The 19,961-nt window shown below is 66.7% G+C and carries 16 protein-coding genes; 9 read left to right on the top strand and 7 right to left on the bottom strand.

The annotated features are described in order from the left end of the window. The 3 genes from VF167_05300 to VF167_05290 are packed head-to-tail and all read left to right on the top strand — an operon-like array spanning position 1 to position 3,318. The gene (locus VF167_05300; protein ID HEX6924820.1) at positions 1–876 is read left to right on the top strand and encodes an RnfABCDGE type electron transport complex subunit D; all 876 of its coding nucleotides are present in this window, start codon (positions 1–3) and stop codon (positions 874–876) included. A 12-nt stretch (positions 877–888) separates the two neighbouring features. Continuing rightward, on the top strand, positions 889–2,598 hold the full coding sequence (locus tag VF167_05295; protein ID HEX6924819.1) for a GMC family oxidoreductase: 1,710 nt from the start codon (positions 889–891) through the stop codon (positions 2,596–2,598). Positions 2,599–2,601: 3 nt separating this feature from the next. After that, entirely contained in the window at positions 2,602–3,318 is a 717-nt protein-coding gene (locus VF167_05290) for a DUF1080 domain-containing protein (GenBank protein ID HEX6924818.1), read from the top strand. A gap of 49 nt (positions 3,319–3,367) precedes the next feature. Here the strand turns inward: VF167_05290 and VF167_05285 are convergent, their stop codons facing one another. After that, on the bottom strand, positions 3,368–3,835 hold the full coding sequence (locus VF167_05285; GenBank protein HEX6924817.1) for a DUF983 domain-containing protein: 468 nt from the start codon (positions 3,833–3,835) through the stop codon (positions 3,368–3,370). Positions 3,836–4,375: 540 nt separating this feature from the next. Between VF167_05285 and VF167_05280 the strand changes: the two genes are divergently transcribed. Continuing rightward, the gene (locus VF167_05280; GenBank protein ID HEX6924816.1) at positions 4,376–5,200 is read left to right on the top strand and encodes an HAD family hydrolase; all 825 of its coding nucleotides are present in this window, start codon (positions 4,376–4,378) and stop codon (positions 5,198–5,200) included. A 36-nt stretch (positions 5,201–5,236) separates the two neighbouring features. Here VF167_05280 and VF167_05275 read toward each other — a convergent pair whose 3' ends face one another. Continuing rightward, positions 5,237–5,542: a hypothetical protein gene (locus tag VF167_05275; GenBank protein HEX6924815.1), complete on the bottom strand. Its 306-nt coding sequence runs from the start codon at positions 5,540–5,542 to the stop codon at positions 5,237–5,239. Positions 5,543–5,899: 357 nt separating this feature from the next. Here VF167_05275 and VF167_05270 point away from each other — a divergent pair, with 357 nt between their 5' ends. The 4 genes from VF167_05270 to nirK all read left to right on the top strand — a co-directional run bounded on the left by VF167_05270 (position 5,900) and on the right by nirK (position 12,633). After that, entirely contained in the window at positions 5,900–8,503 is a 2,604-nt protein-coding gene (locus VF167_05270) for an ATP-binding protein (GenBank protein ID HEX6924814.1), read from the top strand. Between the two features lie 130 nt (positions 8,504–8,633). Then, positions 8,634–9,338: a gluconate 2-dehydrogenase subunit 3 family protein gene (locus tag VF167_05265; protein HEX6924813.1), complete on the top strand. Its 705-nt coding sequence runs from the start codon at positions 8,634–8,636 to the stop codon at positions 9,336–9,338. 37 nt (positions 9,339–9,375) lie between these two features. Beyond that, positions 9,376–11,097, top strand: a complete 1,722-nt coding sequence (locus VF167_05260; GenBank protein ID HEX6924812.1) for a GMC family oxidoreductase — start codon at positions 9,376–9,378, stop codon at positions 11,095–11,097. Positions 11,098–11,544: 447 nt separating this feature from the next. Then, positions 11,545–12,633, top strand: coding sequence for a copper-containing nitrite reductase (nirK, locus tag VF167_05255; protein ID HEX6924811.1), 1,089 nt, complete (start codon positions 11,545–11,547; stop codon positions 12,631–12,633). A gap of 134 nt (positions 12,634–12,767) precedes the next feature. Here the strand turns inward: nirK and VF167_05250 are convergent, their stop codons facing one another. From VF167_05250 to VF167_05240, 3 genes are all read right to left on the bottom strand, one after another. Next, the gene (locus VF167_05250; protein HEX6924810.1) at positions 12,768–13,712 is read right to left on the bottom strand and encodes an SDR family NAD(P)-dependent oxidoreductase; all 945 of its coding nucleotides are present in this window, start codon (positions 13,710–13,712) and stop codon (positions 12,768–12,770) included. A gap of 60 nt (positions 13,713–13,772) precedes the next feature. Beyond that, positions 13,773–14,723 carry an aldo/keto reductase gene (locus VF167_05245; GenBank protein HEX6924809.1) on the bottom strand — a complete coding sequence of 317 codons (951 nt, stop codon included), beginning with the start codon at positions 14,721–14,723 and terminating at the stop codon, positions 13,773–13,775. Positions 14,724–14,878: 155 nt separating this feature from the next. Beyond that, entirely contained in the window at positions 14,879–15,496 is a 618-nt protein-coding gene (locus tag VF167_05240) for a TetR/AcrR family transcriptional regulator (GenBank protein ID HEX6924808.1), read from the bottom strand. A 362-nt stretch (positions 15,497–15,858) separates the two neighbouring features. Here VF167_05240 and VF167_05235 point away from each other — a divergent pair, with 362 nt between their 5' ends. Further along, positions 15,859–16,983: a class I SAM-dependent methyltransferase gene (locus tag VF167_05235; GenBank protein ID HEX6924807.1), complete on the top strand. Its 1,125-nt coding sequence runs from the start codon at positions 15,859–15,861 to the stop codon at positions 16,981–16,983. Positions 16,984–17,036: 53 nt separating this feature from the next. On the opposite strand, the gene VF167_05230 is transcribed toward VF167_05235, so the two are convergent. Further along, positions 17,037–18,887, bottom strand: coding sequence for a hypothetical protein (locus VF167_05230; protein ID HEX6924806.1), 1,851 nt, complete (start codon positions 18,885–18,887; stop codon positions 17,037–17,039). Positions 18,888–18,910: 23 nt separating this feature from the next. Further along, positions 18,911–19,945 carry a kelch repeat-containing protein gene (locus VF167_05225; GenBank protein HEX6924805.1) on the bottom strand — a complete coding sequence of 345 codons (1,035 nt, stop codon included), beginning with the start codon at positions 19,943–19,945 and terminating at the stop codon, positions 18,911–18,913. Positions 19,946–19,961: the final 16 nt, after the last annotated feature.

Raw genomic sequence — 19,961 nt, 5'->3', positions numbered from 1 at the left:
ATGGGCAACGTTACGATCGAGGCAACGGCCCGACGACCTGCGCTGGCTCGCTGGTGGGAGCGGAGCGGGCTGCTCGACCCGCGATACCTCATCGCGTTCCTGATTACGCTGGTCCTGGTGGTGGCGCAGTTCCGCTACCACGTGATCGGGGGGTATGAGAGGCTGGCCCTCGCGCTGACCACGTGCATGGCCACCGAGGCCGTGCTCTCCAAGTTCACGCGCGGGAAGCTGGTCAACCTGCAGAGCGCCTACATCAGCGGAATCAGCCTCACCCTGCTGCTGAAGCCGCAGGGGGCGATGCTCTGGCCGTTCCTGCTCGGCGGCTACCTGGCGATCTCGTCGAAGTACGTCCTGCGGTACCGCGACAACCATCTCTGGAACCCCACCAACTTCGCCATCGTCGTCCTGTTGCTCGCGGCGCCGGAGCGGATCTCGGTGCTCAGCCACCAGTGGGGGAACGACCTGGTGACCAACCTGATCATCTGGGCTTTCGGGCTGGTCATCGCCGCTCGGGTGCGCGTGCTGCACATCACCCTCACTTACGTGGCGAGCTTCCTGGTGATGAACAGTGCGCGCGCCTACCTGCTGGGGCAGGCGATTCTCCCGGAGATCGCCCCGCTCACCGGGCCGATGTACCAGCTGTTCATCTTCTTCATGATCACCGACCCGCGTACCGTCGTTCGTGGCCGGCGGGCGCAGATCGGGGTCACCGTGTTGATCGCGCTGGCGGAAACGCTTATACGATTCGCCTCTGACCAGGCGTGGCCGCTGCCGATCGCGTTCAACGCCGCCCCGGCGTTCCTTGCGCTGTTCCTCGTGGGGCCGATCGCGAAGTGGATCGACCTCCGGTATCGGACCCCTGCCCTCTCACACTGATCGCTCGGTTTCATGTTCTACCAGCAGAGACTCGAATACGACGCTATCGTGGTCGGCTCCGGGATGAGCGGCGGTTGGGCCGCCAAGGAGCTGACGGAGAAGGGTCTCCAAACCCTTGTGCTGGAGCGTGGCAGACCGCTGGAGCACGGTGACTATCCGACCGAGCACGTGCCCGCGTGGGAATTCCCCTTCCGCGAGCGCCGGCTGAACGCAGAGCAGGCCCCCGAACACCCGATCCAATCTGGCAGCCCCGGCTTCCGCGAGGCGACCAAGCACTTCTACATCAAGGACGCGAAGAACCCGTACATCCAGGCGAAGCCCTTCCAGTGGGTGCAGGGCGATCAGGTAGGCGGCAAGAGCTTGATGTGGGGAAGGGGCTGCTATCGCATGAGCGACCTCGACTTCACCGCCAACCTGATCGACGGTCACGGAATCGACTGGCCGATCCGCTACAAGGACATCGCCCCCTGGTACTCCTACGTCGAGCGCTTCGTCGGCATCAACGGAACGCGCGAGGGCCTACCTCAGCTTCCCGACGGCGAGTTCCAGCCCCCGATGGAGATGAACGCGGGGGAGAAGTGGCTGCAGGCACGGATCAGGGAGCTCTACACCGACCGGGTGATGATTCACGGCCGCTTCGCGGTGCTGACGCAGCCGATCGGCGACCGGCAGCCCTGCCACTACTGCGGTCCGTGTGAACGAGGCTGCAGCACGGGAAGCTACTTCTCGAGCGTGAGCTCCACCCTGCCCGCCGCAAGGGCCACGGGCCGCCTTACGTTGCGGCCCAACAGCATCGTGCACTCGGTCATCTTCGACGAGGAGCAGGGGAAGGCGACCGGCATCCGCTTCGTGGATACCGAGACCGGCGACATGCACGAGGCCTACGCCAGGGTGATCTTCCTCTGCGCCTCGACGCTCGCGAGCACGCGCATCCTGCTCAACAGCCGCAGCGCCAGTCATCCGAATGGCCTCGGGGGCAACAGCGGAGTGCTCGGACGCTACCTGATGGACAACCACATGCGGGTCGGTGCGAGCGGCCGAATTCCGGGCCTGCGGGACCGCTACTACCAGGGAAACCGGCCCACAGGGCAGATCATCCCACGCTTCCGCAACGTGCGGGGGCCCGATTCCGACGGGCTGGGATTCGTGCGCGGCTATCACCTCACGGTGGGAGCCAGTCGGCAGGGTTGGGGCCGCGGAGCCGGTCTGCCGCAGATCGGGTCGGAGCTCAAGCAGATCCTCCGCGACCCCGGAGATTGGACGGTGGGCCTCGGAGCCCAGGGCGAGTGCCTCCCGCGGGAAGACAACTACGTGGAGCTGGCGGAGGAGACGGATCCCTGGGGAATCCCGGTCCTGCGCATTCACGCCACCTGGGGCGAGAACGAGCTGCGCATGCGCGAGGACATGCGCGCGCAGGCGCAGGAGATTCTGGAGCGGGCCGGCTGCGAGGATGTCAGCTCGTACGACAGCCTGCCGAGCGGTGCGATGAACGCGATGCCGGGCGGCGCGATCCACGAGATGGGGACGGCCCGCATGGGACGGGATCCGCGCACCAGCGTCCTGAACGCCTGGAACCAGGTATGGGACTCCCCCAACGTGTTCGTCACCGACGGCGCCTGCATGACGAGCTGCCCCAACCAGAACCCCAGCATCACCTTCATGGCGATCACGGCGCGCGCGGCGAACCATGCTGTCGAAGAGCTGAAGCGCCGGAACCTGTAGCCGATGCGGACGTGTTTCCTGGCCCTGGCGGCGCTGTTCGTCTCGGCTCCGCTGCTGGCGCAGGCGCCCGGGCCTGCGCCTCGCGCCTACATCGACGGAGCGGGTCCCGGCTGGCGCGCCCTCACTGAAGCCGATTTCGTCGACGTAAACGGCGAGCCCGATACCTGGATGTGGGAAGGCGGGCTGCTCAAGGGTAGCGGCCTGCCCATCGGGGTGATGCGCACGCGCGAGCGCTTCACCAACTTCGAGCTGGTGGTGGAGTGGCGCCACCTGCAGGAAGGGGGCAACTCGGGCGTATTCGTCTGGGTGCCCGAAGAGGCGCTCGAGGGGCTCGAGGCGGGGAAGCTACCGGAAGCCGGGATCGAGGTGCAGATGCTCGACCACGGCTACCGCCAGCAGTACGAGCAGAGGACCGGGAAGAAGGGGGATTGGTTCACCACTCACGGAGACGTGTTTGCGGTCGGGAGCTCGCGGCTCTCGCCGTTCCCACCCCTCTCACCCGACGGCTCCCGTAGCTTCCCGCGCGCCGAGCGCAGCCGCGGTGCGGGTGAATGGAACCACTACTACGTGCGCGCCATCAATGGCGAGATTCGCCTCTGGGTGAACGGCGAGGAGGTGTCGGGTGGTAACGGGGCCGACCCCGCCAGCGGCTACCTTTGCCTGGAGGCGGAAGGGGCTCCGGTCGAGTTCCGCAGCATCCGCATACGGGAGCTGCCCTGAGGAGGCCGATTGCAGTCCAGCGGGCCGGTCGATATGACACGATAAGGCCTCATCGATCCCGGAAATTCCTGAACTCACCCGGCCGGCTGGCGCGGTGCCAGCGCATCTCTTCCTCGGTGACCGGGCGAATCCAGATGTCGTTCGCCAGCCAGAATCCCAGTGAGAAGGGGTAGAAGACGAAGGGAACGACCACCATCAAGGCGATACCCACCCACTGCATCAGGGTCCAGGGGACGTCGGGCCAGGTGAGGATGCCCACCAGCAGCCCCATGATCAGCAGCGTCCCTTCCGCGAAGACGATGTTCCACATCATCCCGCCAAGGAAGAAGTCTTCCTCTCCCCGATCCGTGCGCAGCCCGCACTCGGGACACTTCGGCTTGAGGTGCAGCCAGCTCTGACGGATGCGGCCCTTGCCGCAATGGGGACACCGGAGGCGGATGCCGCGAGCCAGCAAACGGATGGCTCGTGTCGGGCTGAGCTCTTCGAAGCTCGGCGGAGCCTGTTCGATCTGGTTCATCACTCTACGCTCACCTGTACCTGCTCGGCGGGGCCCGCCGCGCGCGAAGATCCTCGGGTGTTCAGCTCCGGCCGCAGCATCACGACGTTGGTGCTGCGCTCGGGATATCGAATGCGCCGCAGGAGCAGCGCGATGGGCCGGAAGCCACCGCCCAGGGCATGTCGTACCCCGCGATGGACAGGTCGTGCGCAACGCGGCCTCCGATCGCCGGCCCCGCTCTTGCAAACGTTTTCATAGTCGAGTATTTCCAGGAGACGCGGCGATGGGCCGCGGGGAAGAGAGGAGCGATGCAACAACTACAAACGGGCTTCAGCCAGAAGGGAGGCGGCGAGTGCGGGAGCCGCGCGGGACGCGGTTTCCAGTTGGGTGCATCGCCCGGGCTCGGGCTACTTTGACGCTCCGCCAGGATGCTCGTTCAGCGCCGCCTCCGTCGATTCATCGCCGGAGGCGGTGTCGTTTGCGGCCGCGCCCGTGCTTGTGGGCGGGCTGCCGGCCGCCGGTTGGGAAGAAACCGGCCCGCTTTAGGGCCGAGGAGATATCATGGACAAGAACTACCTGTTCGTCAGCGACTTCGATCAGACCCTGAGCCTGCACGACTCGGGTCACGCCCTGAGCGAGATGCTGGGGATTCCCGGCTTCGCCGAGAGGGTGGCGGGGTTGGCCCGGCAGAACCTCGTGCAGCAGGGGGCAGAGCTCGCCTACCTGCTGAGGCACGATCCGGAGTTCCGCCGGATCCGGCGTGACGACCTGGTCGAGGTGGGGCGCCACATCCGTCTGAAGCGCAATATCGCGCTGCTGCCGAAGCTGTTGCAGAGCGGCATACCGGGCTTCCGCTTCGACTGCTACGTGGTCTCGGCGGCGCCGGAAGAGGTGATCCATTCGGCGCTGGAAGGCGTGCTCCCCAAGGATCACATCATCGGCTCACGCTTCCAGTATCACCCGCAGAGCGGTGAGATCGACGCCGTGGAGCGCGTGACTGCGGGCTACGGCAAGGTGACCGCGGTGGAGGATCTGAGGCTGAAGCTGGGGGTGCCGCGCGACCGCGTGGTCTACGTCGGGGACGGGAGCTCCGACCTCCATGTCATGCTGCACGTCAACCGCGGGGAGGGCTTCACGATCGCGGTATCGGAGACGCGCAGCATCACCGAGGTGGCACAGCGAACCGTCCTCAGCGACGACGCGCTCAGCGTGCTCGTTCCGATTCTCGAGGAGATCGCAGGCTACCGTCCGCAGGAGATACGCGCGTTCTTCGAGGCCCATGGCCTCGTGATCCACGAGTGGGATCGGGTGCGAGCCGACTGGCTCACCATTCGTGAGGATGTGCGGCCGGCCGAGGCCCCGCTGAAGCTGCTGGCCGACGCGTGAGGAAGCGTGCGCGCTGGGTGAAGCGCCGATCGCCTGTCAGTTCGGCAGCCGATCGGCCACCGCCGCGAGCTGTCGGGCATAGTAGAGGGTGTCCACCGGGGCACCCTCTCCCGACAGGTCGTTCACCATGTACCGCAGCAACCGACCGAGGTCGTCCTGGGCACTCAACAGGTCCGCGTGCTCGTCGACCGCCCGCCGGATACGTTCGCAGAGCACGGCGCGGTCGGTGGCCCGCGCATCAACCAGGGCGTCGGCCAGGGCGGCAAGCTCGTGGCGCAGCGCTCTCCGCTCCGCCTCGTCCTCTGCGGACAGCGCTCGTCTGGATCTTGGAGGAGCCATCATAGTCGTCCTTCCTGAGGTGTTCCCCGATTATCCGACTGGCATCGCCCGTACCGTCGGCATCAACTCGGCAAAAATCGCTTGTTTGCAGGACCTTGGCGGGATGCGTCGCCGGTGTACGGTATCTCCACCGTCCCCCACCGCGGACACCTCGCGTGCCGGAACGTCCACAGCCGGGACGCCTACCCTGAGAACGCGTCATGCCGCCGGCTCGCGACGATCGGTCGCTCTGCACGACCTGTCGCTTCGTATTGACTTGAGCCGAGCGGGCAACGAGTATCACGAGAGGCGCTCCCGGCCGCTTTTTCGCGCGGGAGTGCTGCTTCCTGTCGACTCCGCCCTCCGAGTCGAGAAAGCCTCGTGAGAAACGTCCGTTCGCTGCGCCTTCGGGCGACTCTCGTCATCTGCGGGCTCCTCCTGGCAGTGGTGGTGACCTTCGCTACCACTGCTTACGAGCAGCTTCGTCGGGCCGCGATCTCCGCCGCGAGCGGGCGCATCGAGGCCGCCTCGACGCAGCTCGCCGCGGCTCTCAACGTTGCCTTGCAGGACCGCGTACGGGAGGCCGCGTCGCGGGCGAGAGATCCGGCATTTCGGGCTCTGCTGCTCGCCCCCGATAGCGCCGCTAGAGTAGCCGCGCAGTCTGCGCTCGCCTTCCGCGGCGACGGCGCCCCCGTCGCGGCCGAGCTGCGTGACACCGCCGGCGCCCGTGTGCTGGCCACGGGCAGCGAGCTCCCGCCCGCAGCGACGCAGGAGGCCCTGGCTGCCGTCCGGCCCGACACCTCGCTCGAAGACGGCGGGGGCGTGGGGGCGATCCTCATGCACGGCGACGTTCCGGTCTACCCTGTGGTCGCTCCCGTTCGGTCCGAGGACCGCACCATCGGGACGCTGGTATTCTGGCGGCGCCTGGACGAGGCCCGGCTCATCATCTCGGGCGCGTCCATCTACCTTACCAATCGGAACGGGGACCCCTGGACGGATCTTGTCGGCCCCGTCGATCCACCCGGCCTGGACGTGTCGGCGATTCCTCCCCAGGGATCGCTCACCGCCAACCGCAACGGGCAGCTGCTCGCCGCCGCCGCAGTTCCGGCTACCCCCTGGGTGGTCGCTCTTGCCGCTCCACATTCGCTCCTCCTCAGCGGTCCGCAGCGGGCGATGGGGGAGATGGCGCTGTTCGGCCTCCTGATCATGGGCGCCGCGGCCAGCGTGGCGTGGATTCTCAGCGGCCGACTGACCCGCTCCGTGGAGGAGCTGGGTAGCGCCGCACGGGCCATCAGCGCCGGCGACTACTCCCACCGGACGACCGTGACGGGCTCCGACGAGATTGGCATGCTGGGCAATGCCTTCAACGCCATGGCGGCCAACATCGAGGAGACCCACCGGGAGCTGGAGCGCAAGGTGGCGGAGCTGGCCGCGAGCGAGGCACGGGATCGCAAGACGCGAGAGCGCATGGATCACGTGATCAGCTCCAGCGGCGCCATCCTCTATACCTATCGCATCGCCGACCGGGAGATCGCGATCGACTGGGTGAGCGGTAGCGTGGAGCGCCTCCTGGGCTACTCGGTGGAGGATGCCAAACGGCCCGGTTTCTGGCGGCGACTTCGCCATCCTGACGACCACGACACCTTCCGGGAGGGCTGGCACCGGCTCGAGGAGGAGGGGCGCACTACCCTTGAGTATCGGCTCCGACACGCGGACGGACAGTACCGTTGGGTGAGAGACAACCAGCGACTGCTCCGGGACGACCAGGGTCGGCCGAAGGAGGTGGTGGGCGTTCTTACCGACATCAGTGAGCACCGGCGGCTCGAGGTGGCGCGGGAGGCGGCGGAGGCCGCCAACCTGGCCAAGAGCGAGTTCCTCTCCCGCATGAGCCACGAGCTGCGCACCCCCCTCAACTCGGTGCTCGGCTTCGGGCAGCTCCTGCAGCTCGACGTGCAATCGGAAGAGAACCGCGAGAGCGTCGAGCAGATCCTGAAGGCGGGGAAGCACCTCCTGTCCCTCATCGACGAGGTGCTGGACATCGCCCGCATCGAGTCGGGCCAGATCAGCCTTTCGGTGGAGCCAGTCAGCGTGCAGGCCACCGTGAAGGAGGCGATCGACCTGGTGCGGCTGCTCGCCGCCGATCGCGGCGTCACCGTGCGTGGCTCCCGCAACTCGGGATGCGAGCTGTACGTCAAGGCGGATCAACAGCGGCTCAAGCAGGTGCTCCTCAACCTCCTGTCCAACGGTATCAAGTACAACCGCCGCGGAGGGCTGGTGGAGGTGAGCTGTCAGCAGGAGTCGGATGGCCTCCTGCGGATATGCGTAGAAGACACCGGCTTCGGTATCGAGCCGAGCAAGCTGGAGCGGCTCTTCAGGCCCTTCGAACGATTGGATGCGGAGCAGCGGGGCGTGGAGGGAACCGGCCTCGGTCTCGCCCTCTCACGTGGCCTGATGGAGGCGATGGGGGGCTCGCTGGGGGTGGAGAGCGAGCCGGGACAGGGGAGTCGCTTCTGGGTCGAGCTGCCGCTGGCCGAACCCCCCGCGGTCCCGGAGCCCCAGGATGGTGAGGAAGCTCCGGCCGCGCCACCCGAGGAGCTGGAGTCGACGCACACGGTTCTCTTCGTCGAGGACAACCTCGCGAACGTGCGGCTCCTCGAGCGGATCTTCCAGCGCCGGCCATTCGTGCGCCTGATCACCGCGATGCAGGGAAGCCTCGGCCTCCAACTCGCGCGCGAGCACCGGCCCGACCTGATCCTGCTGGATCTGAACCTCCCCGATGTGGCCGGTGACGTCGTCCTGCGGGAGTTGCGGAGCGAGTCGGGGCTGCGCGAGATCCCGGTCATCATGATCAGCGGCGACGCCATCCCTTCGCAGGTGCAGCGGTTGATGGACATGGGTGCCTCGGCCTATATCACCAAGCCGTTCGACATCCAGGAGCTGCTCCGCTTGGTCGACGGCATGCTGGAGCAGCAGACGCGTGCCTGAGCCCCGCTGACTTGCACGCCCCGGGGTGGCTTGCCAAGTTGCAGAAACATCCGGCCGAGATCGCCGCCTTTGCGCGCGTTTTGGCCGGCCCCGCAGTCCAGTCCTTCTCATCGCCCATCGCTGAAGAACGATGAACGACCTGATGACACGGCGCGCTGCCATCGCGCGCGTGGCCTACCTGCTCGGCGGCGCCGTCTCCGCCAGCACCGTCGCCGGGGTCCTCGCCGGTTGTGACCGGAACGCGGCACCGGAGGCGGCGGCCTCTGCACTGGGCCCCGATCGTAAGGAGCTCGTGGCCACGATCGGTGAGCACATCCTGCCGGAAACCGATACGCCCGGGGCGCGCGCCGCGCGGGTCCAGGATTTCATCGACGTGATGATGACGGATTACTATCCCGCCGAGGAGCGCGATCGCTTCATTGCCGGACTGGATCGGCTGGATGCGCGCGCTCAGCGGGTCTTCGGAGTTCGCTTCCTGGACGCCACCCCGGAGCAGCAGCTCCAGTTGGTCGAGGCGTACAACCGCCACGCCTTCAGCGATCCGGCAGCTCGGCAGACCTCGTCCGCCCAGGAGCCGGTGCTGCGTGAGACGGGAACCGAGACCGGTCGGAGCGATGCCGAGGCGGTGCAGGCGGCCTCGGGCGCGGTCGAGTTGGACCGCGATTGGGACCCCGAAGACGTCGGACGGCAGTCCTTCTTCCGCACGCTGAAGGAGCTGGTGCTGGTCGGCTACTACACGTCCGAGATCGGCGCGACGCAGGAGCTCCGGATGAACCCACTGGGCAGCTGGATCGCAGACATGCCCTACTCCGAAGTCGGACGCGCTTGGGCCTGACCGAGGCACACGCTCATCGATCTCCGTCCCCGCTACGATGTTCTACCTACAAAGAGAAGAGTACGACGCCGTGGTCGTCGGCTCCGGCGTGAGTGGCGGTTGGGCCGCCAAGGAGCTGACAGAGAAGGGCCTGCGCACCCTGGTGCTGGAGCGCGGTCGCAACGTGGAGCACCAGAAGGACTACATCACCGAGCACGTCCCGCCGTGGGACATGCCTTACCGCAACCGGCGGATCACGCCGGAGATGTATCCCGAACAGGCGGTCCAGATCCGGGGGAATACCGTCGACTCCGGGAATCGGCACTTCTACCAGAACGACAAGCGTCATCCCTACATCGAGGCGGCGCCGTTCACCTGGGTGCAGGCCGAGGTGGTCGGTGGCCGCTCGCTGCTCTGGGGCCGCCAGTGCTACCGGTGGAGCGACCTCGACTTCGAGGCAAACCTCCGGGATGGGCACGGCATCGACTGGCCGATCCGCTACGCCGACATCGCTCCGTGGTACTCGTACGTCGAGCGCTTCATCGGGGTGAGCGGTGAGCGGCTGGGCCTGCCGCAGCTGCCGGACGGCGAGTTCCAGCCGCCGATGGAGTTGAACGCCGGGGAGAAGTTCGTGAAGGAGGGGGTGGAGCGTGCCTTCCCGGGGCGCAAAGTCACGATCGGCCGGAGCGCCGTCCTCACTCGCCCGATCGGCAATCGTGCCGCCTGTCACTACTGTGGCGAGTGCTCACGCGGTTGCTCCACTGGCAGCTACTTCTCCAGCCAGTCCTCGACGCTTCCCGCCGCTTTCGCCACCGGCCGGCTCACCCTGAGGCCGCATAGCCTGGTTCACTCGCTGATCTTCGACGAGGATCTGAACCGGGTGACCGGTGTCCGCTTCGTGGATACCGAGACCGGTGACATGCACGAGGTCTATGCCCAGGTGATCTTCCTCTGCGCCTCCGCCCTGGGCAGCACGCGAGTCCTGCTGAACACGCGGACCTCAGAGCACCCTGACGGGCTCGGCGGCAACAGCGGAGCGTTGGGGCGCTACCTCATGGATCATCATTTTCGGGTCGGTGCCAGTGGAGAGATCCCGGGGCTCCTCGACCGCTACTATGAGGGCCGGCGCCCGAACGGGATCTACATCCCCCGCTTCCGCAACCTCGCGGGGCCCGATTCCGACAGGCTGGACTTCGTGCGAGGCTACGGATACCAGGGGAGTGCCAGCCGCGCAGGGTGGAGCCGTGGTGCGGGCATGGCCGAGCTGGGCGCCGAGCTCAAGCAGGCGCTGCGTGACCCGGGACCCTGGAGGATCAGCATCGGCTCGTGGGGCGAGTGCCTCCCCCGCGAAGACAACACCGCCCTGCTCTCCGACAAGACCGACCAGTGGGGCATCCCCCTGCTCGAGATCAATTGCACGTGGGGACCCAACGAGTTCGCCATGCGTCGCGACATGGCGCAGCAGGCAGCGGAGATGCTCGAGGCCGCCGGATGCCGCAACGTCACCACCTTCGACAACTTCGAAGACGGCAGCTACGGGGCGGAGCCGGGCCTGTGCATCCACGAGATGGGGACGGCGCGCATGGGCCGCGACCCGTCGAACTCGGTGCTGAACGGCTACAACCAGGTGTGGGCCTCGCCGAACGTCTTCGTGACCGACGGCGCCTGCATGACCAGCAGCTCGTGCGTGAATCCCAGCATCACCTACATGGCGCTCACTGCCCGCGCGGCGGATTACGCGGTGAACGCCCTGAAGCGCGGCGAGCTGGTGAAGGCGTGAGCGGAGCGGCTTTTCCGGTCGGCCTGGGCGAGCTCAGGTCGACCGGAAAGTCTCCGCGATGAACTCGTACGAGCGAACTCTCTCTCCCTCCCGCACTCTCACACCTCAGGTCCATCGAGGCGCCCGGGTACTCCGTCGCGAGATCCGGGACCCAAGTGGCAATCTGCCGCGATCCATCGGGTGGTTCCTTTCATTGAAAGGCGCGACTCAGGTGCGGTTTGGTCTGCCCCGGAAAACCGCACCTGCATGTCCGGTTAATTCCCTCTTTTTGTGCGTGCACCGGTGAGGGTTGTTCCCTCGAAAATATCACATCCCCGCCGACAGACCGCCCCGTCGTCCCGTCGCATATTTCGACCGTAGCGGAACAGCAAGCCGGCGTAACATCCCCCGGCACTACCGGCTGGACGCTCACCAAGAGCGACGAAAACGAGACGAGGAGACGGTAAAATGGATATTCGTTCGAAGACCAGCAAGGCCGGTTGGGTCATGGGTGGGGTGGTTGCGGCGCTGGCGGTGGGAGGAAGCATGGGCTTCCGCCTCACTGGTGCGGGAACCGGCCCCTTCTACAATGCGGATATTCCGGTTCGGGTGGCCCCGGAGGTGAGGGGTCACGAGGTCGCGGCGCTCACCGCGCCGCCGATGGTGCCCCCGCCGATCGCGCGAGATTATCCTACCACTGTGGAGGTGAACCTCGAGGTGGTGGAGAAGGAGATGGAGATCGCCGACGGCACCACCTACCGGTTCTGGACCTTCGGCGGCACCGTGCCGGGACGTTTCATCCGCGTTCGCGAGGGTGATCGGGTGATCTTCAACCTGATCAACGCGGAGGACAGTCAGTTCCCGCACAACATCGACCTGCACGCGGTGACTGGCCCCGGCGGGGGCGCCGCGGCGAGCATCACGATGCCGGGTGACCGCACAACCTTCGAGTTCGCCGCTCTGAACCCCGGGCTCTACGTCTACCACTGCGCCATGCCGGGCATGGTGGGCATGCACATCGCCAACGGGATGTACGGGTTGATCCTGGTGGAGCCGAAGGAGGGCCTGCCGCCGGTCGACCACGAGTTCTACGTGATGCAGGGCGATTTCTACACCGCGGGCGAGTTCGGTGAGAAGGGGCTGCAGTCGCTGGATCTGGAGGAGGCCCTGGGGGAGACTCCCGACTACGTGGTCTTCAACGGCCGCGTGGGGGCGCTGACGGGCGACCACGCGCTGCAGGTGCGGAAGGGCGAGACGGTCCGGCTCTACGTCGGCAACGGTGGCCCCAACCTGAGCAGCAGCTTCCACGTGATCGGAGAGGTATTCGATAACGTGTACAAGGAAGGGGGGACCACCGTATCGCACAACGTGCAGACGACGTTGATCCCGGCCGGCGGAGCGGCGATCGTCGAGTTCAGGGCGGAAGCGCCTGGGGACTTCCACTTCGTCGACCACTCGATCTTCCGGGCACAGAAGGGTGCTCTCGGCACCATCCATGTGGAAGGCACGCCGGAGGTGGCCATCTTCAAAGGGAAGGACGGGCCGATGGCCCACTGAGGCGGGGAGGCCTGAAAACGGCGCAGAAGGGTCCGGGAGCGATTCCGGACCCTTCTGCTTCCTAGCTGTTTCTAACGGCAAACCGCGGAGGACCACGGAGGATGACGCCGGAGGGCGCAGAGGTGTGTAGTCTTTCAATCCAGCAGTTGTTCGGTCAGCTCTCTCAGCCGCTGGCGGGCTTCGGGGTCGAGCGCCTGGGCGGCGGGGGTGGCGGGCTGCATACCCTCGAAGTACTGCCCGCTACGCATGTCGGGAGAGTCGATCAGGTGCATGACGGCGTCCGCGCCCTCGTCCACCGTGGACCTCGGGGTGATTCCCGCCTCCCGCACCATGTCGGTGTCCATGAAGGTGGCGGGGTGCAGGCTGACCACCGTGATGCCCCGGTCTCTCAGCTCCTCGGCCAGGTCGATCGTGAACATCACCTGGGCCAGCTTGCTCTGCGCGTAGGCGCGCCAGCCGTCGTAGCCGCGTTCCAGGTTGGGATCCGAGAAATCCAGCGCCCTCTGCGCACCCGAGGCCACATTGACGATCCGGGAGGGCGCGGCGCGCTCGAGCAGCGGCAGCAGCGCCCGTGTGAGGAGGAAGCCGGCAAGATAGTTCACCTGCAGATGGAGCTCGTTGCCATCCTCGCTGAGCTGTCGCTCCCCTTCGGGCAGGAAGATCCCCGCATTGTTCACCAGCACGTCGATGCGGTCGTAGTCCCGCCGGATCTCCTCCGCGAGGCGCCGCACCTCCGCCAGCGATGCGAAATCGGCCGGGTAGAAGCGGGCGCTGCCCTTGCCGGTAGCTTCGATCTGCTCCACGACCTCGCGGCCGCGTTCGACATTGCGGCCGTGCACGATCACGTGCGCGCCGGCCGCTCCGAGCCGCAGCGCCACTTCCCGTCCGAGGCCGCCGGTCGAGCCAGTGACCAGGACGACACGTCCTTCCTGTGTACCCGCCGTCATCGTTCCTGAGCCTGCCTCCCCCCGTGTGTCCGCGGTGCTCGCCGGGGCGCGCTCCGCCGCCTGATGCAGCGCGAAGGCGGCCAGGAGCCCGAACCCTGCCGCGCCTGCACGCAATCGTCTACCAGGACGCATCTTTCCCTCCAGTTCGACAGAGCGTCACCCCGGAAGCCCACCGTCGCCGCGCGCGCAGGATCACGCCTGGGGGAGTGATTCCACGAGTTCGATCATCCTGCGTCGGGTGGCCTCGTCCGGTAGCCTTCCGCGAGCGGCACCGAGGTTGTCGATCATGTGCCGCGCCTGACTGGTTGCCGGGGTGACCACGGTGACCGCAGGGTGAGCAGCGACGAACTTGATAAAGAACTGCGCCCAGGTGGTGGCATCGAACTCGGCCGCCCACTCCGGCACTTCACGGCCCTCCACACGGCTCCAGAGCCGGCTCCGTCCGAAGGGGAGGTAAACCAGGACCCCGATTTTCCGCTCCTGCGCGAGCGGCAGGATGGTCTCTTCGACGTTGCGGTTATCGATGGCGTAATCTACCCCGATGAAATCGATCGGCTCGTTCCGCATGATGCTCTCCAGCTCCCCGTACTGCCGGTCGCTGGTGCTGGTGACGCCGATGTAACGCACCCGCCCCTGCTCCTTGAGCTCTTTCAGCACCGCCAGGTGGGTCGGCACGTCCGACAGGTTGTGAACCTGGATGAGGTCGATAGGCGATTTGCCGATCCGGTCGAAGGAGGTCTGAATCTGTGCACGCGCGGCCGCGGGATCGGCTCTCCCCCCACCACGTCCAGCCGCGTTGACCTTGGTGGCCCAGAAGATCCGATCGGTGATGCCCAGCTCTCGCGCGATCGTGCCGGCCACCTCCTCCGAGGCCCCGTAGCCGGGAGCCGTGTCGAAGACCTTCCCGCCGTTGTCCACGAGTGCCTTCAACACCTCGCGCAGCGCCGAGTAGTCTTCGCTGCGCGCGACTTGCGAGAAGGTCGCGGAGCTACCGAGTCCCACGAGGGGGAGCCGCTCGCCGGAAGACGGGATGGCGCGGGTCAGGAGCTCGCCCTGGGTGAGGGACTCCAACCAGCGCAGGTCCAGAGTGAGCGCCGCGCTCATACCGAGCGTGCGGCCCAGCCACTGGCGACGGTTCAGCATCGACATTCTCCTGGTAGCGAGTTGAAGCCAAGGCGTGGTGTAGGATACAGAGGCGGTGGCGTGGACGTTGGTGACGGGGTGACAAGGTGACAAGGTGAACGGGTCTTCTTGTCTTGCTGCCTCTCACCTTCTCACCCCGTCACTCCGTCACCCCCTCACCTCACCTTCCCGAAGAGCAGCTCCAGGTAGTTGCGGAAGTGACGTAGCTGGGCGGCGACCGTGCTGGATTCGCCGGTCGAGCGGGAAACGATGAAAGCCCCTTCGAACAGCACGGTCACCAGGTCGGCGATCGATTCCGGGTCGATGGGGAGGCGGGGCGGATGCAGGCGGATGGCCTCGCGAAGCTTGTCCGCCAGGGCCTCCCGCCAGGAAAGGATTGCCCGACGGATGATGCCGTGGGTCTGCTCGTCGAAGAGCTGCGCCTCGTAGAGGCAGGAGGCGAAGAGGCAGCCTGTAGCGGGGGGCTCATGCGCTTCCCAGTACTCTTCCAGGAAGCCGGCGAAGAGCAGGAGCTGGTCGAGCGGGTCACGGGCGAGTCGCTCCGCCCGCTCCAGCGTATTCCGCAACTGCCGCTCGTCGAGCTCGGCGTAGCGCTCCACCAGGGTGTGGGCCAGCGCATTCTTACTCGGGAAGTGATGGAAGAACGCCCCTTTCGTGACCCCCGCACGTTCCACAATCGCGTCCACCGAGGTGGCCGCAAAGCCCTGCTCCATGACCAGCGCGTGCGCCGAGTCGAGGATTCCGGTCCGTGTCTCAGTTGCGTTTCGAGCCATGAAGGCACGTTAGCATACCGGACGGTATCTTTCAAGGCGCGGGGCGCCTCTGCGGTTCTGGGCGACAGCGAGGGACCCCGTAGGATGACCGGCTTGAGCGCGACTCTTTGCTTCGTTCCGCCCTACCGCGTCCCGGAGTGTATTCGCCTCGGTTGACCTGAAGGCGGCGTCGCACCCTTCGCTCCATGCCCCGTGGATTTCGCTGGACATTGCCGCGAGGCCGCCCCTCAAGCTGGTTTCCGAGCCGCGGATCCGATCAGGCCTCCGGACGTTCGTCAGCCTTGACTCCTTCACCGACAGTTGTTACATACCGACCAGTTGGTATGTAGCTGCGCTCGATCGCTCTTTCAGGAGGCACCGCGATGTCCAGCAGGGCAGCAACCATCCCCGACGACCAGGCAACGGCAACTCCCGGCTCCGCGCCCTCGACCCCCGTTACCGCCGAAGCTTTCGCCGAAGGCGTATTGCAGGCGCTGAACGGATCAGCACTCCTGCTGCTCCTTTCCCTCGGTCACCGCGCGGGCCTGTTCGATCTCCTGGCGCGCAGCGGTCCCGTCACCAGCGAGGAGCTGGCGCGGCTCGCAGGTATGTCCGAGCGCTACCTGCGCGAGTGGCTCGCCGGCCTGGCCACCAGCGGGGTGGTAGTACTGCACGACGACGGCCGGTTCTCCTTACCCCCCGAGTACGTTCCTCTGCTGACGCCGGGGGGCACGGAGAACCTGGCGGTCTTCGCCCAGTATCTTCCCGCCCTCGCGGGTGTCGAGGACGAGATTCTCGGCTGCTTTCGCGAGGGCGGCGGGGTGCCGTACTCCGCCTACCCCCGCTTCCACGAGATCATGGCCGAGGACAGCGGGCAGAGCGTGGTGGACGTGCTGGACGAGCTGATCCTTCCGCTCGTGCCGGGCATCCGGGAGCGGCTCGCCGCCGGCATCCGAGTGCTCGATCTCGGCTGCGGCCGCGGGTGCGCACTCCTGGAGATGGCGACACGCTACCCGGCGAGCCGGTTCACCGGGTACGACCTCTCCGCGGAGGCGATCGGCTGGGCGCGCGAACAGGCGGGCGAGCGCGGGCTGCGCAACATCCGCTTCGAGGTCCGTGATCTGACTGACTTCGACGAGACGGCCGAGCCCCACGCCTACGACCTGGTCACCACCTTCGACGCGGTACACGACCAGGCGAAGCCCGCGCGTCTGCTGCGCGGGATCGCCCGCACCCTGCGGCCCGACGGCGTCTATCTGATGCAGGACATCCACGCCGCCACGGATGTCCGAGACAATCTCGCGCACCCACTCGGACCGTTCCTCTACACCGTCTCGCTTTTGCACTGCATGCCGGTGTCGCTCGCGCAGGGTGGAGACGGTCTGGGAACGATGTGGGGGAGGGAACAGGCGCTACGAATGCTAAGGGAAGCGGGCTTCGGAGAGATCACCGTGCAGCAGCTGCCGCACGACGTGATGAACGACTACTACGTGGCGCGGCTGGCATAGCCAGCCATCGAACCATAGATCGCGCACGCCGCCCGGATTGCGCACCAAGGCGTTCAATCCCGGCCCGAGAACCCGTCCCTCAAGGGAGAGCCGGCGGAGTCCACCCAGCGAGGGGTGAACCGCACCCCTCCGTTGGGATTCTCGAAGTTGCGGGTTTCTTCCGGCCAGCCGGTGGTGATCCATTCCGCGTAGCGGCGGGCCGTGGATGCATCCTCGTTCCACGTCCACTGCCCGGATTGCGGCTTGATGGGGTAGCTCTCGATCGCGCTGCCAACTTCGTCGATCTCCCGCAGACCGTCCGACACGATGCGCTCGACTTCGGGAGTCGCATGGCTCCCGCCTCTCGACCAGACGCGAAACCCGAAGTAGGCCTTGGCTACCGCCAGATGGAGCCGGGCGGTCAGCAGGGTGCGGGCGAAGTAATGCCGGAGGTCTTCGTAGTCCTGCGGATCCAGCACGGGCTGCGCCGAACCCACGTGGGCCAGCGACTCCTCCGCCAGCGCAATACCGTGCCGCTTCTCGGTGAGGATGTAGCCGAGATACTCCTCGTCCATCCGCTCGCCCGGGGTGATCCATCCCTGCTCGAGCACCCACGGCACCTCGTCCCACTGCGCCCCGCCAGGGGCCTTTGCCCAGGGCGGCGCCAGGTGGTCGATCACATCGCGCCAGTAATGCAACTCGCGGTCAACACCGTGGCCGACCCTGGCGATGGGAGGATCGATCCATTTGCCGCTGACGTGGCGCGCGTAGCCGGAGGCGTAGGGGTCGTAGTCCAGCGCCGAGTGGTTGGCGGTGTTGGTTCCGAGCGTGTAGAGCGCCGAGGTGACGATGTCGAATGCATTGCCGAAGGCGGCCGAGAGGTGCGGGACCGCCGCCTCCCCGTAGCGGCGGGAGATGAACTCGCGCATCACCTGGTCTGCGGTGACCTCGGGATCCTCCATCCCTCGCTTGAGCGCCCATAGGTTCACCTCAGAGGGTCGGCCAATCAGGCGGGTGTCGCCGTATCGGTCGGTTCGGGCGGTGTAGCCGATGATGTGCGGCCGCGAGGCGAAGTCCCGCCACCGTCGCAGGATGTACTCAGGCCAGGTATTGGCGATGATTCCCTGGCCGTTGAACTCGCCCGCCGCATCGAACTCCATCAGCGTGGGCCGAGGGATCGACCCGGCGTAGAAGTCGTTCGGGTGGGTCAGAAAGAAGTCGTGTGGCGCCTCCTTCATCATCAAACGGATCTCCGGACGCTCGAACCGCTCGATGGCGCGGGTGATGTTCTCGTACTCCTCGTGCGTGTAGGCGAAGGTGCGGGCGTAGAGGTTCAGACCCCGCTCACCGATCACCACGTCCGCCACGGCGTTCACCACCGCCGCCAGCTTCTCCTCGGGTGATTGAAGCCGACGCGAGTACTGGCGCTCCACCCGGGCCCCCGTTTCGATGAAGGTGAGCACGATGCCGTCGATGTCGGGGGCCAGGTCGAGCATCGATCGGTAGTCCGCCTTGAGCCATTCCCAGAACTGCGGGTTGTCGAGGTCGATCGTTCCCTGCGGCCCGGTTCGGAATCGCTCGGGATAGTAGTCGAGGTCGTAGAGGGCGTGGTCCCAGAGCACCACCTCCTCGATGCCCGCCTCGTGCGCCGCCCGGGTGAGCCGGTTCGTGAGGGCCCGCTTCTCCTCGTCGCGCAATTCGTTGAGGTTGTGGACGATCTCGTGTGAGAGCTGGAGATGGTTGATGTCGTAGTCCGCCGCGGCGGCGATCACCGTCAGGGCGTCGGTATCGCTGTCGGAAAGGATGGTCCAACCGCGAACCGGCTCGTCGATGGCGAGCGGACCGGAGCGCTCACTGGACTGCGGATTCGTGCAGGCGGCCAGGAGAGCCGCGAGCACGGGCCCGCGCGGGAGGCGTGCGAGCATGTGGAGCGAGGTTGTACCGGGGGTCAGGGAGTGAATACTTCCTGGGAGTTGATCTCCGTGGCGCCGCGCGTGCGGGACCCGGCCGCGATGTACAGCTTGCCGTCGTAAACCACCGCCTGGGTAGCATGGCGCCCGGTGTTCAGGGGGGCCAGCTTGCGCCAGCGACCGGTCGCGGGGTCGAGCGCCTCCACCTCCGCGTGCGCCGCCTGCTGCGCCGCGCTCTCACCTCCGATTACCAGGATCTCCCCGTTCAGCACCACCGTAGTCGCTCCGGCGCGGGGAGTGGGCAGGTTGGACTCGGTTGGAAGGGTGCTCCACTCTCCGGTTTCGAAGTCGTAGACGTCCACCTCCGGAACCGTGAGCTCGAAGGTCTGCCCCGTGGCCGCCGAGCTGCGTCTGCCGCCGACCGCATACAGCTTGTTGTCGAGGATGGCGACCTGAAAATGGTCGCGCGGTCGAGGCGCATCCGGGAGGCGCGTCCACTCTCCCGTGGCCGGATCGAAGGCATCGAACCAGGCCACGTGGCCGTCGCTGTGGCCGTTGGTGATCCCGGCGACTACGTAGATCTTCCCCTCGTGGGCGATGGCCCCGGCGCCGCCCCGGCGCCGATCCTCCGGGATCTCAGGCCCCCGGGTCCAGCTGTCGGAGGCGGGATCGTAGATGTAGACGTGTGGGATGGGCGGCTCCGTGGGATAGTTCCCGGTCATCGCCCCCGCGACATAGAGCTTGCCGTCGTGCTCCACCGCCTGGAAGTGATGCATCTCCAGGGGCGGCTCCGCGCCGTCGGTCCAGTGACCGGTCGCCGGATCGAAAGCCTGCGTAGCGCGCATGCCGCGGCCGCCGACGAGATAGAACCTGTCGCCGATACGCACGTACCCGGCCTCGTGCCGGTGCTGCGGCTGGTCGCTCTCAGCCAGCGTCTCCCAGCGGCCGATGTCCTGGGCGCCGGCCTGGGGTGTGAGGAGCAGTGCCAGCGGCAGCGCGATGCCGACGGCGACCAAGGAGTGCGAAGGCAGGCGGGGACGTCCTCCCCGCAGCGGAGGAAGTACCTGGGTCATGGTTTTCTCGGGAATC

Source organism: Longimicrobiaceae bacterium (genome assembly GCA_036375715.1).
Taxonomy (GTDB): domain Bacteria; phylum Gemmatimonadota; class Gemmatimonadetes; order Longimicrobiales; family Longimicrobiaceae; genus DASVBS01.
Note: the sequence above shows the minus strand (reverse complement) of the source record. Positions and strands in the feature narration are given on the sequence as shown.

Coding starts and splice junctions, on each gene's coding strand:
- VF167_05300 (HEX6924820.1), top strand. CDS start 1: ATGGGCAACGTTACGATCGAGGCAACGGCCCGACGACCTGCGCTGGCT.
- VF167_05295 (HEX6924819.1), top strand. CDS start 889: ATGTTCTACCAGCAGAGACTCGAATACGACGCTATCGTGGTCGGCTCC.
- VF167_05290 (HEX6924818.1), top strand. CDS start 2,602: ATGCGGACGTGTTTCCTGGCCCTGGCGGCGCTGTTCGTCTCGGCTCCG.
- VF167_05285 (HEX6924817.1), bottom strand. CDS start 3,835: ATGAACCAGATCGAACAGGCTCCGCCGAGCTTCGAAGAGCTCAGCCCG.
- VF167_05280 (HEX6924816.1), top strand. CDS start 4,376: ATGGACAAGAACTACCTGTTCGTCAGCGACTTCGATCAGACCCTGAGC.
- VF167_05275 (HEX6924815.1), bottom strand. CDS start 5,542: ATGATGGCTCCTCCAAGATCCAGACGAGCGCTGTCCGCAGAGGACGAG.
- VF167_05265 (HEX6924813.1), top strand. CDS start 8,634: ATGAACGACCTGATGACACGGCGCGCTGCCATCGCGCGCGTGGCCTAC.
- VF167_05260 (HEX6924812.1), top strand. CDS start 9,376: ATGTTCTACCTACAAAGAGAAGAGTACGACGCCGTGGTCGTCGGCTCC.
- nirK (HEX6924811.1), top strand. CDS start 11,545: ATGGATATTCGTTCGAAGACCAGCAAGGCCGGTTGGGTCATGGGTGGG.
- VF167_05250 (HEX6924810.1), bottom strand. CDS start 13,712: ATGCGTCCTGGTAGACGATTGCGTGCAGGCGCGGCAGGGTTCGGGCTC.
- VF167_05245 (HEX6924809.1), bottom strand. CDS start 14,723: ATGCTGAACCGTCGCCAGTGGCTGGGCCGCACGCTCGGTATGAGCGCG.
- VF167_05240 (HEX6924808.1), bottom strand. CDS start 15,496: ATGGCTCGAAACGCAACTGAGACACGGACCGGAATCCTCGACTCGGCG.
- VF167_05235 (HEX6924807.1), top strand. CDS start 15,859: ATGTCCAGCAGGGCAGCAACCATCCCCGACGACCAGGCAACGGCAACT.
- VF167_05230 (HEX6924806.1), bottom strand. CDS start 18,887: ATGCTCGCACGCCTCCCGCGCGGGCCCGTGCTCGCGGCTCTCCTGGCC.
- VF167_05225 (HEX6924805.1), bottom strand. CDS start 19,945: ATGACCCAGGTACTTCCTCCGCTGCGGGGAGGACGTCCCCGCCTGCCT.